12 protein-coding genes and 2 pseudogenes are annotated in these 14,428 nt (G+C 73.1%); 7 read left to right on the top strand and 7 right to left on the bottom strand.

Going from position 1 to position 14,428, the window contains the following annotated elements:
- Positions 1-62: 62 nt before the first annotated feature.
- From ACH4E7_RS13375 to ACH4E7_RS13365, 3 genes are all read right to left on the bottom strand, one after another.
- Positions 63-1,073, bottom strand: coding sequence for an MBL fold metallo-hydrolase (locus ACH4E7_RS13375; protein WP_396249177.1), 1,011 nt, complete (start codon positions 1,071-1,073; stop codon positions 63-65).
- Between the two features lie 172 nt (positions 1,074-1,245).
- Positions 1,246-1,992, bottom strand: coding sequence for a hypothetical protein (locus tag ACH4E7_RS13370; protein ID WP_396249176.1), 747 nt, complete (start codon positions 1,990-1,992; stop codon positions 1,246-1,248).
- A 192-nt stretch (positions 1,993-2,184) separates the two neighbouring features.
- Positions 2,185-3,111 (bottom strand): GNAT family N-acetyltransferase, encoded by a 927-nt coding sequence (locus ACH4E7_RS13365; RefSeq protein WP_396249175.1) that lies wholly within the window; start codon positions 3,109-3,111, stop codon positions 2,185-2,187.
- Between the two features lie 266 nt (positions 3,112-3,377).
- Between ACH4E7_RS13365 and ACH4E7_RS13360 the strand changes: the two are divergent.
- From ACH4E7_RS13360 to ACH4E7_RS13350, 3 genes and pseudogenes are all read left to right on the top strand, one after another.
- Positions 3,378-4,651 (top strand): annotated as a pseudogene (locus ACH4E7_RS13360) (DUF692 domain-containing protein).
- A gap of 27 nt (positions 4,652-4,678) precedes the next feature.
- The gene (locus ACH4E7_RS13355) at positions 4,679-5,779 is read left to right on the top strand and encodes a TIGR04222 domain-containing membrane protein (protein ID WP_396249174.1); all 1,101 of its coding nucleotides are present in this window, start codon (positions 4,679-4,681) and stop codon (positions 5,777-5,779) included.
- A gap of 69 nt (positions 5,780-5,848) precedes the next feature.
- Positions 5,849-6,631 carry a TIGR04222 domain-containing membrane protein gene (locus ACH4E7_RS13350; RefSeq protein WP_396249173.1) on the top strand — a complete coding sequence of 261 codons (783 nt, stop codon included), beginning with the start codon at positions 5,849-5,851 and terminating at the stop codon, positions 6,629-6,631.
- An 87-nt stretch (positions 6,632-6,718) separates the two neighbouring features.
- Here the strand turns inward: ACH4E7_RS13350 and hemQ are convergent, their stop codons facing one another.
- Genes hemQ through ACH4E7_RS13335 form a run of 3 tightly spaced genes read right to left on the bottom strand, consistent with a single transcriptional unit; the run spans position 6,719 to position 9,496 of the window.
- Entirely contained in the window at positions 6,719-7,444 is a 726-nt protein-coding gene (gene hemQ, locus ACH4E7_RS13345) for a hydrogen peroxide-dependent heme synthase (RefSeq protein WP_355671798.1), read from the bottom strand.
- On the bottom strand, positions 7,441-8,871 hold the full coding sequence (gene hemG, locus ACH4E7_RS13340; protein WP_396249172.1) for a protoporphyrinogen oxidase: 1,431 nt from the start codon (positions 8,869-8,871) through the stop codon (positions 7,441-7,443). The genes hemQ and hemG overlap by 4 nt, the downstream gene beginning before the upstream one ends.
- A gap of 34 nt (positions 8,872-8,905) precedes the next feature.
- Positions 8,906-9,496: a Uma2 family endonuclease gene (locus tag ACH4E7_RS13335; protein ID WP_396249171.1), complete on the bottom strand. Its 591-nt coding sequence runs from the start codon at positions 9,494-9,496 to the stop codon at positions 8,906-8,908.
- Positions 9,497-9,565: 69 nt separating this feature from the next.
- Here ACH4E7_RS13335 and ACH4E7_RS13330 point away from each other — a divergent pair.
- Positions 9,566-9,736: pseudogene (locus tag ACH4E7_RS13330) on the top strand (DUF523 domain-containing protein); the annotation flags it as partial.
- Between the two features lie 140 nt (positions 9,737-9,876).
- Here ACH4E7_RS13330 and hemE read toward each other — a convergent pair.
- Positions 9,877-10,980, bottom strand: a complete 1,104-nt coding sequence (gene hemE, locus ACH4E7_RS13325) for a uroporphyrinogen decarboxylase (protein WP_396249170.1) — start codon at positions 10,978-10,980, stop codon at positions 9,877-9,879.
- 146 nt (positions 10,981-11,126) lie between these two features.
- Between hemE and ACH4E7_RS13320 the strand changes: the two genes are divergently transcribed.
- The 3 genes from ACH4E7_RS13320 to ACH4E7_RS13310 all read left to right on the top strand — a co-directional run bounded on the left by ACH4E7_RS13320 (position 11,127) and on the right by ACH4E7_RS13310 (position 14,346).
- On the top strand, positions 11,127-11,789 hold the full coding sequence (locus tag ACH4E7_RS13320) for a DUF3000 domain-containing protein (RefSeq protein ID WP_396249169.1): 663 nt from the start codon (positions 11,127-11,129) through the stop codon (positions 11,787-11,789).
- Positions 11,790-12,109: 320 nt separating this feature from the next.
- A complete protein-coding gene (locus tag ACH4E7_RS13315; protein ID WP_396249168.1) occupies positions 12,110-12,826 on the top strand; it encodes a LuxR C-terminal-related transcriptional regulator in 717 nt (238 codons plus the stop codon).
- A gap of 275 nt (positions 12,827-13,101) precedes the next feature.
- Positions 13,102-14,346 carry a ribonuclease D gene (locus ACH4E7_RS13310; protein ID WP_396249167.1) on the top strand — a complete coding sequence of 415 codons (1,245 nt, stop codon included), beginning with the start codon at positions 13,102-13,104 and terminating at the stop codon, positions 14,344-14,346.
- Positions 14,347-14,428: the final 82 nt, after the last annotated feature.

Below are 14,428 nucleotides of genomic sequence, written 5' to 3'. Positions count from 1 at the left end.
TCCTCGGGCGTCCCGGCCTGCCGCCCCGGGCCCTCGCCCGGGGATCGGGTCCGGCCGGAGTGTCAGTTCCGGCCGGAGCGGGGCTGCGGGATGTGGGCGGTGTCCTCGGCCAGTTCGCGGGCCACCAGGGCGACCTGACCCATCGACTCCAGGATGCCGGGCTTGTCGGAGCCGTCCAGGTGCCGGTACTCGGCCGCGACGGTGAGCACCAGCCGCTCGGGCAGCCCGAGTTCGGGGTGGCGCTGCTCGGCGATCACCCGCCGGGCGGCGTCCAGCGCGGGTATCCCGGCGCCGTGCAGGGCGTGGGCGCGCTCGCGGACGTAGTCGAGGTAGCCGATGTGCTGCTGGACGCCGTCGCGGTCGAGCACCGGGCCGTGGCCGGGGACGAAGATCTCGGCGCCGGTGGCGAGGGCCTGCTCGCAGGCTCCGATGATGTTCGCCAGTGGTCCGGCCCAGTGCGAGGGGTGGTCGCCGGGCTGTTCGGGGGTCGAGGAGAAGATCACGTCGCCGGTGAACACCGCGCGCTGGTGCGGGAGGTGGACCATCAGATCGCCGCCGGTGTGGGCGGCGGGCAGGCTGGTGATCTGCACCGGGTAGCGGCCGACCTTGAGCTCCAGCTCGCCGGTGAAGACGGTGTCCGGGTGCACCGGCTCGGTCTCGGACCAGTCGAAGACCCCGAAGTGCTCCCGCAGGTAGCCGCCGAGCGGGGAGTCCGGGTCGCTGTTGGCGATCAGCGCGTGCTGCTGCTGCGGGGAGGGCTCCCAGTGGATGTGGTCCAGCGCCTCGCGGGTGGCGATCACCTCGGCGTCCGGGAGCACCCCGGCGCCCCACAGGTGGTCGCCGTTGGCGTGGGTGACGACCACCCGGTCGATCTCCACCCCGGTCGGCAGCAGGCGCCGGCTCGCGGCGAGGAACTCCCCGGCCAGCGAGGGATCGTACGGGGTGTCGATCCAGAGCGCGGTGGTGTCGGAGGCCAGCAGGCCGCAGTTGGCCAGGCCCCAGCCCCGCTTCGGGGGGAGCCACACGTACAGGTCCTGGGCAATCGCGCTCACGTTCGCACGGTTGATCGTCATGCGCGCGATTATGCCCATGTTGTGTCGGATCCGGGGCAAAACCTGCGCGGACGGCCGGAGTTCCTGCCCTGGACTCGCCCGGGCTGTCCGAATTCGCACCCCGAGGTCGAGACCGATCGTCTCAGACTCCGGAATGATTGGTCTACACCGCACAGGCCTCAGGGCCCCGGGCTCACAGCGGCGGCAGGATCCGGCAGACCTCGACCGTGACGTCCACGGTGTCCAGGCCGATCACCCGGCCCTCCACTGCGACGAATCCTTTCTCCCCCGAGCGGAACAGCGCCGCCAGCGGCGATGTCCGGTTCGCCGTCGCCAGCGCCTCCACCGCCATCGCCGAGCCGAAGGCGAACACCCCGCACAGCACGATGCACGGCGCGTGCCGGGGCGTACGGGTGACGAAGATGAAGCCGTGGTCCCGGATCAGCTCCCCGGCCGCGTTGCACAGCGCCTCGAAGGTCATTCCGCCCCAGCGGGCGCGGGCCGCGTCCGGGTACTCGATCCGGAAATCCGGGAATACCACGTCGAGCACCCCGCCCGAGTAGGAGTTGACGCTCGGCCCGCCGATCGAGAAGGTCGGCATCCGCGGGTCCTGCGCGCCCGCCACCACCAGCTCGATGGTCGCCTTCCGGTTGACCTTCCGCAGCAGGTCGATCAGCTGCGCTATCGCCCTGGCCTCGGCCATCGGCATGAACAGCACGTTCCGCGGCTCCCGACTGGCCAGCAGGCAGCCCTCCGTGGCGTAGGCGAACTCCGCGACCTCCAGGCTGGGCGTGATGATCTGCACCCGGCTGTACGGCGCCAGCAGCGCCCGCAGGAAGCCGTACCGCAGGAACACCCTGGTCCGGGCGAGGGAACGGGCGGCGAGGAAACCGATCACGGCCGGAACCGAAGCGATCAGAACCTGGAGCAGGATCTCCATATCATCCCCCCGGAGGAAGGCTCGGCCACGAACTGTGCACCGATGGATAATTTCCCGCCCATGGCCGGAAATACCCCCTCACACGCAATTCGCCGCCGCGCCTCTCCGGACTCCGCGGGACTCCGGGGGAATTCACCGCCCCTCGCGACCCCGCACATTATCGACGGCACGTCGGATTCGCGGCGCGGCCGGCTACGCGAGCCGCTTGACCCCCTTGCGCTCCCCCGCGCAGCGCTCGTACCCCAGCCAGGCGTTGATCGCCAGCATCGGCGCGTTGGTCATGTCGTTGCTGGTGTACGCGCGCCGGTAGCCCGCCGCCGCCGCGAGCCGCAGCGACTCCAGCTTGGCCAGCTTGCTCAGGCCGCGCCCGCGGAACTCCCGACGGCAGGCGGTGAACGCGGACCAGTAGCGGTCCACCCCGTCGGTCTGCACCATGGTGAACGCGGCCGGTTCGCCGTCCACCACGGCGACCACGGTCAGCCCCCGGTCCAGGTCCGGTCGGGCCCAATCGCCATGCAGCCACTCCTCGTAGTCCAGGGCGTCCATCGACACCTCGCCGGGCTCGTCCCGGATGGCCTCCGCCTCCACCAGGAACAGTGGGCGCGGATCGTCCGCCCAGTCGGTGGCCGGGCGCAGTTCGACACCGACCGGCCGCACCGGCGCCTGGGGCAGCGGCAGCGTCAGGTCCCTCCCGCCGAACTGCGCCGTGCTCCCGAGCTCGTAGCCCCGGGCGGAGGCGAAGGCCAGCGAGTCGGGCTCCTCGTCCATCCAGGTGTGCAGCTCGGTCACCCCGTGCCCGGCCAGGTGCCGTTCGGCCGCGGCCAGCAGCGCGGTCGCCGCGCCGCGCCGCCGGAACCCCGGCAGCACACTGCCGTTGGCGTAGCCGACGCCGGTGGTCGTCGTCCCGAGCACCAGGCCGCAGCGCACCGCGCCGACCACTCGGCCGTCCGACTCGGCGACGAAGGTGCGGAAGTGCTCGTCGGGATTCTGTCGGGCGTTCATCCAGAGCAGGGCCCGGGCGGTCATCACCAGGTGCTCGCGCCCGGCCCGGTGCGCGGCCGCCACCGCCTCGGCGTCCTCGGGGCGGAAGTCCCGGATCGTCAGTTCAGTCGAAGTCATGGGTTCGCACGCTATACGGGGCCCCCGCCCGGCGCCTCCGGTTTTCCCGTCCACAGGCCACCCCACCTGCGCGAACGGCCCGGGCCGGGGGCTAGAGTGCCTCCTCATCAGGACGGCAAGCTCAAATAATGCTCTGAGAAGACCGGGTGAGGCTTGGCAGCCACCCCACTCGGGGACATCCTCAGCAGCACGGCCACGCGGTCCTGGCGACGACGCCCGCACCGCCCGACGGCCTCCCCGTCCAGCCCTCCGAAGGGGGCGAACCGATGACTTCCCCTGCCCTGGACCTGCCCGGCTCCGCCGCCGTCACCCGGCTCGGCGTGGGCCTCGGCTGGCGCAGCGAGATCGACACCGTGGTCGAGCGCCAACCCGGCCTGGACTGGGTCGAGGTGGTCGCCGAGAACATCTGCGCCGACCACCTGCCCACCTCGCTCACCGTGCTGCGCGAACGCGGCGTCACCGTCGTCCCGCACGGCGTCGGCCTCGGCCTCGGCGGCGCCGACCTGCCCGACCCCGACCGGCTCGGCAAGCTCGCCGGGGCGGCACTCGCGCTCGGCTCCCCGCTGGTCACCGAGCACCTGGCCTTCGTCCGGGCCGGCGGCCTGGAGGCCGGCCACCTGCTGCCCGTACCCCGCACCCGGGACTCGCTGCGGGTCATCGCCGAGAACGTCCGGATCGCCCAGGACCAGCTGCCGGTGCCGCTCGCCCTGGAGAACATCGCCGCCCAACTCGCTTGGCCGGACGACGAGTTCACCGAGGGCGAGTTCCTCGCCGAACTGGTCGGGCGCACCGGCGTCCGACTGCTGATCGATGTCGCCAACCTGCACACCAACCGGGTCAACCTGGGCGTCGACCCGGCCGCCGAACTCGACCGCCTGCCACTGGAGGCGCTCGCCTACGTGCACGTCGCGGGCGGCACCCTGGTCGACGGCGTCTGGCACGACACCCACGCCCACCCCGTCACCGAACCGGTGCTGGAAGTCCTGGCCGAACTCTGCGCGCGGGTCGCACCACCCGGCGTCCTGCTGGAACGGGACGCCGACTTCCCGCCGCCCTCGGAGCTGGCCGGTGAACTGGACGCCATCCGCCGGGTGCTGGAGGGGAGCACCCTGCGATGAAGGACCTGGAAGACGCGGCTGGAACTGGCACCCCCCGGGAGAGGTTGGCCCGGCGCCAGGCGGAGCTGCTGACCGCCCTGGTGGCCGGCGGGCCCGTCCCGCCCGGCTTCGACCCGGACCAGGTCCGCGCCCAGTCCACCGGCCTCGCCGCCAAACGGCGCGACACCACCGCGAAGGTCGCCCCCGACCTGCCCCGCCTGCTCGGGGCCCGGTACGGGCCGCTCTTCCTCGACTACGCCCGCACCCACCCGCAGACCGGCGGCTACCGCGCCGACGCCCGGGCCTTCGCCGAGTGGGTGCGCACCGACGGCGGCCCGCTCGCCGCCGACCGCCGCCGGGCCCTGGAGCAGTGGCTCCACCCGGCACCCGAGCGGCCGCCCGGCCCGCTCGCCCGTCTGCGCCGGGCCCTGCGCGGACGCTGATCCAACGTCATCTCGGGGGAACCGCCCATGTGGCACAACAGCTACTTCCTGATCCCGGCCGTCCTGTTGGCCGCCGCCGCCCTGTACGCCGTCCAGACCCGGCAGCGGGTCGGCCACGTCCCGCACCCGCAGGGCCTGCCCGGCCGCGGACTGCCACTGCTGGACACCGCGTTCCTGGCCGGCGGCCCGGGCCGGGTCTTCGACACCGTGCTGGTCCGGATGCACCTCGACGAGCAGGCCGTGATCAGCCGCGCCGGGCTGGTCACCCTCACCGGCGGCAAGCCGTACGACACCGTCGACCAGGCGGTCCACGACGCCGTCGGCCCGACCGGCAGCCGTCAACTCGCCCCGCTGCGCCGTATGGTGATGCGCTCGGCCGCGGTCCAGGAGATCGGCGACCGGCTCGCCGACCGCGGCCTGATGCGCCGCCCCGAGCGGCTGCGGCACGCCCACAAGGCCCGTCGGCTGCTCTGGCAGACCGTGCTCCTCGTCGCGGCCTCCATCCCGGTCTCGCTGCTGCTCGACAACGGCGACCTCCTCGGCGACCGGCCCAACCTCTTCATCCCGGGCTTCCTGCTGTTCGCCGGCGCCGTCGCGCTGGTCACCACCGCACCGGCGAAGGGCCTGGTCACCCCGGCCGGGCAGCGTCAGCTGACCCTGATGCAGGGCACCCCGTGGACGCCCGCGTCCGGTGTCTCACCGAAGCTGACGGGCGGCGCGATGCTGGGCGCGGTCGCCCTGGGCGGGCTGGCCGCGGCCTCGCTGGACAACCAGGAGCTGGAGGCCGCGATGCTGGCCGTGGCAGCCGAGGAGGAGGCGTTCCGGCAGGCCACCTCGGCCTCGTCCTCATCCTTCTTCTCCTCCTCCTCGTCCTCGTCCTCGTCCTCGTCCTCGTCCTCGTCGTCCTTCTCGTCCTCGTCGTCCTCCTCCTGCGGCGCCTCCACCACCTGGTACGACTCGTCGGACTCCGGCTCGACGCACCACTCCTCGTGCGGCTCCTCGCACCACTCCTCGTGCGGCTCCTCGTCGAGCTGCGGTTCCTCCTCCAGCTGCGGTTCCTCCTCCAGCTGCGGGTCCTCGTCGTCCAGCTGCGGTTCGAGCTGTGGGAGCAGCTGCGGCGGCTCCTGACGTCACAGTTCGGTATCGCGGTCCGGGAAGTCGTTCCCCGCGCCATCGGCCCAGGCATACAACAAGCCCATGTGGTTGCTGTTCCTGATCCCGGCCTGCGTCGCGGCGGTGCTGTCCTGCCTCCGGCTGGTGCGGATGACCGCCACCGCCGACGCCCTGGCCGACCAGGAGCGGCTGCGCCCGCCGGAGGCCGTCGGCATCGGGCTGTACGAGACCGCCTACCTGGCCGGCGGCCCGGACCGGGTGGTGGAACTCGCCCTGGTCCTGATGGCCGGCCGGGGCCGTCTGCACCTCGCGCACACCGGCTGGACCACCGTGGTCGACCCCAAGGGCCGCAGCCGCCTGGAACGCGCGATCATCGCCACCGTCGGCCCCGAGGGCCAGTGCCGTACGGACGAACTGCGCCGCGCGATGGGCGAGCACCCCACCGTGCTGGAGATCGGCGCCCGACTCGCCCTGGCCGGCCTGGCCACCCCGGCCCTGGTGCAGCGCAACACCGTGGTGGCGGTCCGCCAGGTCCGGCACGCCATGCTGCTGACCCTGGTCCTGCTCGCCGCCGCCCTCTCGCTCAGCGGCTTCACCGGCGGCGACCCCCTCGCCCCGCTCGCCTGGTTCTCGCTGCCCCTGGTCCTCACCTCGGGCACCCTGCTGATGGCCCGCGTCGACGTCTATCCCTTCACCCGCTGGGCCTCCCCCATCGGCCAGGAAGTCCTCCGTGAGGTCCGCCCCACCCGCCAACGCGGCCTCGCCGACGACGAGGAACGCGAACTCCTCACCGCCGTCGCCATGAACGGCCCCGCCGCCCTCGCCGACCCCCGCCTGCGCGCCGCCCTCCGCCCGCACCGGACGTGAACCGGGCACGGCCCCGGAAACGGCCGGAGGCCGCCTCTCCCTTGCCGGAGCAGGGGGAGGCGGCCTCCGTCGTCACGGCCGAAGCGGTCAGACCAGGCCGTTCAGCAGCTCGCTCACCGGCTTGCGGCGGCCGGTGAAGAACGGCACCTCCTCGCGGACGTGCAGCCGGGCCCGGGACGGGCGCAGGTCGCGCATCAGGTCGACGATGCGGTGCAGCTCGTCCGCCTCGAAGGCGAGCAGCCACTCGTAGTCGCCGAGGGCGAACGAGGCGACCGTGTTGGCCCGCACGTCCGGGTAGCCGCGGGCCATCTGGCCGTGCTCGGCGAGCATCGCGCGCCGCTCGGCGTCCGGCAGCAGGTACCACTCGTAGGAGCGGACGAATGGGTAGACGCAGACGTAGTCGCGCGGACGCTCGTCGGCGAGGAACGCCGGGATGTGCGACTTGTTGAACTCGGCCGGGCGGTGCAGCGCCATGTTCGACCAGACCGGCTCCAGGTGGCGGCCCAGGCCGGTGCGGCGGAAGCGGTTGTACGCCTCCTGCAGGTCGTCCGAGTCGCCGGCGTGCCACCAGACGAGGATGTCGGCGTCCGCGCGCAGACCGGACACGTCGTACGTGCCGCGGACGGTCACGTCCTTCGCGGCCAGCTGGGCGAACAGCTCGTCCACCTCGGCCGCCAGGGCCGTGCGGTCCTCGGGCAGGGCGCCCTTGAGCTTGAACACCGACCACATGGTGTAGCGGATGACCTGGTTCAGGTCGCGCGCCTTCTTCTTCTCGGGCTGCTGCTCCGGCTGCTGCTCAACGGTCTCAGTCATGCGCCCATTGTCCTCTCCGTGGAACCTTCCCCGGTCGCCGGGGTCAACAGTTTGTCGATGGCGGCCGCCGCGGCGGCCGCTGAACCGATACAGGCCGGAATGCCGACCCCGTCGTACGCGGCGCCGCACAGCGCCAGCGCGCCCACCGCCTCCGCCGCCGCCCGCACCCGGGCCACCCGGTCCAGATGGCCCACCGGGTACTGCGGCAGGCCGGCGGTGAAGCGCGAGACGAAGGTGTCGTACGGCCGGGCGGTCAGCCCGATCGCCTCCGCCAGGTCCGCCAGCGAGCGGGCCACCAGCTCCTCGTCCGGCAGCTCCAGCGCCTCGTCCTCGCGGTACCGGCCCAGCGAGGTGCGCAGCAGGAAGGCGTCCGGGGCGGAGCGCTCCAGCCAGCCCCACTTGTTGGAGGAGAAGGTCGAGGCCTTGATCCGTCGGCCGTCCACCGGCGGCACCAGGAAGCCGCTGCCGCTCGGCGGCTCGGCCAGGTCGGCCCGGCGGAACGCCAGCGTCACCAGCGCCATGCCCGCGTACTCGACGGAGTCCAGCTCGACGGCGGCCGCCGGGGCGTCCGTGCGCAGCAGCCGGGCCGCGGTCGGGGCCGGGACGGCCAGCACCACGGCGTCGGCGCGCAGCACCTCGCCGCCGGCCACCACGCGCCAGCCCTCGGGGGTGCGGCGCAGCTCGTCCACCGGGGTGTCGGTGAGCAGGTCCACGCCCGCCTTGACGCAGGCGGCGGCGACCGCCTCCGGCAGGGTGCCGAGGCCGCCGCGCAGCCCCTGGAACACCGGGGTGCCGACCACCTGCGGCCGGGAGGCGAGCTCGCGCACCCCCTCGACCAGCGAGCCGCCGCCCTGCGCGATCGGCAGCAGCTGCGGTACCGCGGCGCGCAGCGAGATCTCGTCGGAGCGCCCGGCGTAGACGCCGCCCAGCAGCGGCTCGACCAGCCGGTCCACCACCTCCTGGCCGAGCCGGTCGGCGACGTAGCGGCCGATCGCGACATCGGCCCCGACCTCGGTCCCCCGCTCGTGCCGGGCCCGCTCCAGCCCCTCGGCGGTCAGCACCCCGGAGGCCGCCAGCGCCTCCAGGTCACCCGGGACGCCCATCACCTGCCCGCCCGGCAGCGGCCGCAGCGCGCCCCGGGTCCAGATCGCCGCCTTCGCGGTGGTCGGCGGTTCCAGCTCCTCCCCCAGCCCGACCGCCCGCGCCAGCTCCACCGCCTCCGGCCGCCGCGCCAGCACCGATTCGGCCCCGAGGTCCACCCGGACCCCGCCGACCTCCCCGCCCCACAGCTTCCCGCCGACCCGCCCCGACGCCTCCAGCACCGTCACCCGAGCCCGCGCCGGCCCCCCGGCCGCCCCGCTCAGAAAGGCGGCCGCAGCCAGCCCCGCGATCCCACCACCGACGACGACGACCTGTGCATCCGACATGCCTCGCAGTCTCGCAGGTCTTTACGTCGAACCCTCACTCCGCTGCACGCCCGCTGTTGGGCACCAGCTCGTCCAGGTCGATCTCGATCGGGAAAGGCACCGGACGTACGAGCTTTCCCCGGAAGATCCCGGCCGAGACATAGGAGGAGGTCACGGGCTCCAGCTCGAAGACGTGCGCAACCGGCAGACCGTCCTCCTCCTCGACGATCCAGTAGTGCGGGATACCTGCCTCGGCGTACTTGCGGAACTTGACCGTACGGTCGCGGTGCGCGGACTCCGGGGAGACGACCTCGACGACGAGGGCCACCTCATCGGGAGTGAACTGGGTGCGATCGGGCTCGAACTCGGCTCGGACGACGAGCACGTCCGGTTCGGGACGGTTCCGCTTGTCGAGCTTGATCGACATCTCCCTGCCGACCCGGTACCCCTTCGACACCTGGCGACGCAGCGTGTACACGAGGTCCGTAACGACGTCTCCGTGCCACCAGCGCTGGGGAGACATCATGAAGACCAGGGCTCCGTCGATCAGTTCGGTGTGCCGCGGCGCCTGCGGCAAGTGGTCGAGGTCGTCGGCAAACCAGCCCTCGTCTCTGGGCGCGTACATCCAGTCCGGCAGCTCGCTCATGCCCCCAAGATAGCGAGTCCCGAGGCACTGCGACCCGCCGCTTGGAGCGTGTGGTAAGGAGGGGAGATCGTGGGTGGGGACGGGGCGGCGCTCGGGGCGGGCGAGGCGGCGGGGCCGCGGCGGGCGCTGCTGATGGCGCGCAGTCCGTCGTGCGACTGCGGGCGGGTGTACGACGGGACGTTCACCAGGGAGCTGCGGCCCGGGGACGGGGTGGCGGCGGCGCTGCTGCGCCGGGCGGGGACCGAGGTCACGGCGGGGTGGATCGTGTCCGTCCCGGCGCCGCGCTGTGACGGAGTCGCGGTCTCCCGGGCGGGTGGCGGACCCGCCGCAGCCGAAGGGCCCGCCACCGCCGTACGTCGGTACGCCGACGCGTCAGTGCGTCAGCGCGCGCTGGCCTCGTGCACGAAGGCGACCAGGCGGGAGAGCGCGTCCGGGTCCATGGACGGCAGCACGCCGTGGCCGAGGTTGAAGATGTGGCCGCTGGTGCCGAGCGCCTGGGCCGCGTGCAGCACCTCACGGGCCTTGGTCTCCACGACCTTGGTCGGCGCGAACAGCACCGCCGGGTCGAGGTTGCCCTGCAGGCCCTTGCCGGGGCCGACCCGCTCGGCGGCGACGTTCAGCGGCACCCGCCAGTCGACGCCGACGATGTCCGCGCCGGCCTGGCCCATCAGCCCGAGCAGCTCGCCGGTGCCGACGCCGAAGTGGATCCGCGGCACGCCGTAGTGAGCGACGGAGTCGAAGACCTTGGTGCTGGCCGGCATGACCGAGCGGCGGTAGTCGTCCGGCGCGAGCGAGCCGACCCAGGAGTCGAACAGCTGGATCGCCGAGGCGCCCGCCTCGATCTGCACCTTCAGGAAGGTCGAGGTGATCTCCGCGAGCCGGTCCACCAGGGCGGCCCACAGCTCGGGCTGCCCGTACATCATGGCCTTGGTGTTCTCGTGGTTCTTCGAGGGCCCGCCCTCGACCAGGTAGCTGGCCAGGGTGTACGGCGCACCGGCGAAGCCGATCAGCGGGGTCTCGCCGAGCTCGTCCACCAGCAGGCCGACGGCCTCGGTGATGTACGGGACGTCGTCGGGCTCCAGCGGGCGCAGCCGCTTGAGGTCCTCGAAGGTACGGATCGGATCGGCGATGACCGGACCGACGCCGGACTTGATGTCCACGTCGATACCGACGGCCTTGAGCGGCACCACGATGTCGCTGAAGAAGATCGCCGCGTCCACCTTGTGCCGGCGCACCGGCTGGAGGGTGATCTCCTTGACCAGCTCGGGCCGCATGCAGGACTCCAGCATGGGAACGCCCTCGCGGACCTTCAGGTACTCGGGCAGCGAGCGGCCCGCCTGGCGCATGAACCACACCGGGGTGTGCGGCACCGGCTCGTGCCGGCAGGCGCGCAGGAACGCGGAGTCGTGCGCGGCGCCGCGGCGCGCGGGGGTGGGTCGGCCGTCGAGGGTGGCCGCCGTCGTGTCTGCCGTAGTCTCGCTCACGGGACAAATCTTCGCATGCGCCTCGGTCCGCACTTCCCGGGCGGCCTCGTCACTTCCTCCAAGATCTGGCCGGGTTTGCCGTTCCGGCACGCCGCGCGGACGGAAGTTGCGGCGATAACCCGGGTTTTCGACCTAGTCTTCGGGTCATGGCAGCGGTCGGCGGGCACCCCGCGCAGGGTGGCGGAGCAGGTGGCGGAACGGGTCGGGAGGGGGCGCCGAGTGAGTTCCGGGCCGCCGTGGAGGCCCTGAACGGGGCGCGGCTTCGGCCCGAGATCCAGCTCTCCCCCGCGCCGGCCCCGCGTCGGCTCGCCCCGCACGCGGTCGCGCTGACCGCCACCGTGGAGGTGGACGGCGAGGAACTGGCCGACGGCCGGCTGGTGCTGCTGTACGACCCGGCCGGGCAGGAGGCCTGGAACGGGGAGTTCCGGGTGGTCACCATGACCCGGGCCGAGCTGGAGCCGGAGATGGCCGGCGACCCGATGCTCTCCGAGGTCGGCTGGGCCTGGCTGATGGACGCGCTGCAGGCGCACGGCGCCGGGTACGCGGAGCCGTCCGGCACGGTGACCCGCTGCGCCTCGCAGTACTTCGGCGGTCTGGCGGACCGCCCGTCCTCGACCGAGATCGAGATCCGCGCCTCCTGGACGCCGGCCGACGGCCGGTTCGAGCGGCACCTGGCGGCCTGGGGGGACCTGCTCTGCATCAGCGCCGGGCTGCCGCCGGCCACCCCGGACCCGCAGCCGGCGGCCGAGGTCACGTCACTCGGTGGGGTGGTCCCGATGCCTTCCCGGCGACGCCCGCGGTCGCACTGACGAGTGGCGTCCGGGCCGGGCGGCACCTCCCGCCCCGACGCCACCCCCAGGACTGACGGAGTGTGACTTCGATCCCACTCTACGTCAATTAACCGGTCGGAATCGACTGATCGGCGACGTTTCTGATCGATTTTGTGCGAATTCGAAGCATGTTGCATCAGTCATATGCGCGATTTGTCCGTATTGTTACTCACTAGATCGTGATCTTTCGCTAAAGCCGGGCCCGGTAGCTGCCGAAGCAGACTGTGACCCTTTCCAAACGCGGAACACTCCGACCGCCCCCATCGGGGTTCCGTCCGCCACTCCCCGCAGGAGGCCTGGTGTCGGTCCTTCTTGAGCACCCCGCAAACGTGGTCGCCTACCGCCCGACCAAGCCCACCGCCATGGTGGTCATCGCCGATCCCCGCGTCCGAAACACCGTCACCCGCCACCTATGGGCGCTCGGCGTCCGCGACGTGATCGAGGTGTCCTCAATCGCCGAGGCCCGCCCCCGGGTCTCCACTCCGCGCGACATCTGCGTCGCCGACGTGCACCTGCCCGACGGCTCCGGGCTGACCATCCTCGCCGAGACCCGCGCCGCGGGCTGGCCCAACGGTCTGGCCCTGTCCGCCGCCGACGACATCGGCGCCGTCCGCTCCGCCCTGGCCGGCGGCGTCAAGGGCTACGTGGTCACCGGCACCCGCACCAATGTCGCGATGTCCGGCCGCCCGGGGATGCCGCTCGGCGCCGCGGGGCTGGCCGGGCGGATGCGCCGCCCGGGGATGCCGGGCATGCCGGGTGCCGCCGGCGCACCGGGCGCTCCCGGTGCCCCCGGCGCACCGGGCCCGCAGCAGACCGCCTACCGCGAGCTGTCCGGCCGCGAGGTCGAGGTGCTGCGGCTGGTCGCCGAGGGCCAGTCGAACAAGGCGATCGGCGTGGCGATGGGCCTGTCCGCGCTCACCGTGAAGAGCCATCTGGCCCGGATCGCCCGCAAGCTCGGCACCGGTGACCGCGCCGGGATGGTCGCGGTCGCGCTACGCACCGGCATCATTCACTGAGCCGATCGGGGCCGGACCACTTGTTGAACCACTACGGCGGCTCAGGAGGAACGTTTCCTCCTGAGCCGCCGAAGGCGTAAGAAGGGGGACGCCGCAGGCGTAAGAAGGGGGACGCCGCAGGCGTGACAGGAGCTGCCGCAGGCCTGCGTGAGGGGAACCCCCGGCAGGGGAGGGGGCGTCGCGGCCGTGCGCGGAGGGACCCGCCGCCTCCGCCGGCCAGGGTCTGACCAGTCCGACAACACTCCCAGTTCCGGGGACCGTCGTACCCTTGGTGGGTGACCGACGCCGTAGCAGCCATCCCAGAAGAAGCAGCCCCGGTCCCGCTCCTCGAACCGAAGGAGGGGATCCCGCCCGTCGTGGCGGACGAGCGGGCGCTGGCCGCCACGGTCGCCGCCTTCGCCGCGGGTACCGGACCGGTCGCCGTCGACGCCGAGCGGGCCTCCGGCTACCGCTACGGACAGCGCGCGTACCTCATCCAGCTGCGCCGCGCGGGCTCCGGCTCCGCCCTGATCGACCCGATCGCCTGCCCCGACCTCAGCGGGCTGGGCACCGCCATCGCGGACGCCGAGTGGGTGGTGCACGCCGCGACCCAGGACCTGCCCTGCCTGGCCGAGGTGGGCATGAGACCGCAGCGCCTGTTCGACACCGAGCTGGCCGGGCGGATCGCCGGCTTCGCCCGGGTCGGCCTCGGGCCGATGACCGAGAACGTGCTCGGGCTGAGCCTGGCCAAGGAGCATTCGGCGGTCGACTGGTCCACCCGCCCGCTGCCCGAGCCCTGGCTGCGCTACGCGGCTCTGGACGTCGAGGTGCTGGTCGAGCTGCGCGACGCACTCGAACAGGAGCTGGACGCCCAGGGCAAGCTCGACTGGGCCCTGGAGGAGTTCGCCTCGATCGCCGCCGCACCCCGCCCGGCGCCGCGCACCGACCCCTGGCGGCGCACCTCGCAGCTGCACAAGGTCCGCCGGCGCCGCCAGCTCGCCGTGGTGCGCGAGCTGTGGCTCACCCGCGACCGGATGGCGCAGGAGCGCGACGTCTCCCCCGGCCGGGTGCTCTCGGACGCCGCGATCGTCAACGCCGCGCTGGCCATGCCGCTGAACATCGCCGCGCTGCAGGCCGTGCAGGGCTTCGGGCCGCGGCTGCACCGGCGCCAGCTGGACCAGTGGCTGGCGGCGGTGCAGCGCGGCCGGGAGATCCCGGAGAACCAGCTGCCGCCGGCCGCCGCGCCGCACGACGGACCGCCGCCGCCGCGGGCCTGGGCCGAGAAGGACCCGGTGGCCGCCGCCCGGCTGTCCGGCGCCCGCGCCGCGGTCAGCGAACTGGCCGAGCGTCACCACCTGCCGGCCGAGAACCTGATCACCCCGGACCTGGTGCGCCGGGTCTCCTGGGAGCCGCCGGCCGAGCTGAACGCCGACGGCGTGGCCACCGCGCTGCGTCGGCTCGGCGCCCGGCAGTGGCAGGTCGACCTGGTGGCGCCGCCGGTGGCCGCCGCGTTCGTCGCCGCCGCCGCGGCCCAGAGCTGACCCGGCAGCACGTCGAAGGCAGGGCTCCGAAAAGGGGATGTCGTCCGTACGGACGGCATCCCCTTCGGCGTCTCCGGGAAGC

Origin of the sequence: Kitasatospora sp. NPDC018058, from assembly GCF_044327205.1 — a bacterium.
Lineage (GTDB): Bacteria > Actinomycetota > Actinomycetes > Streptomycetales > Streptomycetaceae > Kitasatospora.
Note: the sequence above shows the minus strand (reverse complement) of the source record. Positions and strands in the feature narration are given on the sequence as shown.

Excerpts from the sequence above, each read along its gene's own strand:
- ACH4E7_RS13375 (WP_396249177.1), bottom strand. The coding sequence starts at position 1,073 with ATGACGATCAACCGTGCGAACGTGAGCGCGATTGCCCAGGACCTGTAC.
- ACH4E7_RS13370 (WP_396249176.1), bottom strand. The coding sequence starts at position 1,992 with ATGGAGATCCTGCTCCAGGTTCTGATCGCTTCGGTTCCGGCCGTGATC.
- ACH4E7_RS13365 (WP_396249175.1), bottom strand. The coding sequence starts at position 3,111 with ATGACTTCGACTGAACTGACGATCCGGGACTTCCGCCCCGAGGACGCC.
- ACH4E7_RS13355 (WP_396249174.1), top strand. The coding sequence starts at position 4,679 with ATGTGGCACAACAGCTACTTCCTGATCCCGGCCGTCCTGTTGGCCGCC.
- ACH4E7_RS13350 (WP_396249173.1), top strand. The coding sequence starts at position 5,849 with ATGTGGTTGCTGTTCCTGATCCCGGCCTGCGTCGCGGCGGTGCTGTCC.
- hemQ (WP_355671798.1), bottom strand. The coding sequence starts at position 7,444 with ATGACTGAGACCGTTGAGCAGCAGCCGGAGCAGCAGCCCGAGAAGAAG.
- hemG (WP_396249172.1), bottom strand. The coding sequence starts at position 8,871 with ATGTCGGATGCACAGGTCGTCGTCGTCGGTGGTGGGATCGCGGGGCTG.
- ACH4E7_RS13335 (WP_396249171.1), bottom strand. The coding sequence starts at position 9,496 with ATGAGCGAGCTGCCGGACTGGATGTACGCGCCCAGAGACGAGGGCTGG.
- ACH4E7_RS13320 (WP_396249169.1), top strand. The coding sequence starts at position 11,127 with ATGGCAGCGGTCGGCGGGCACCCCGCGCAGGGTGGCGGAGCAGGTGGC.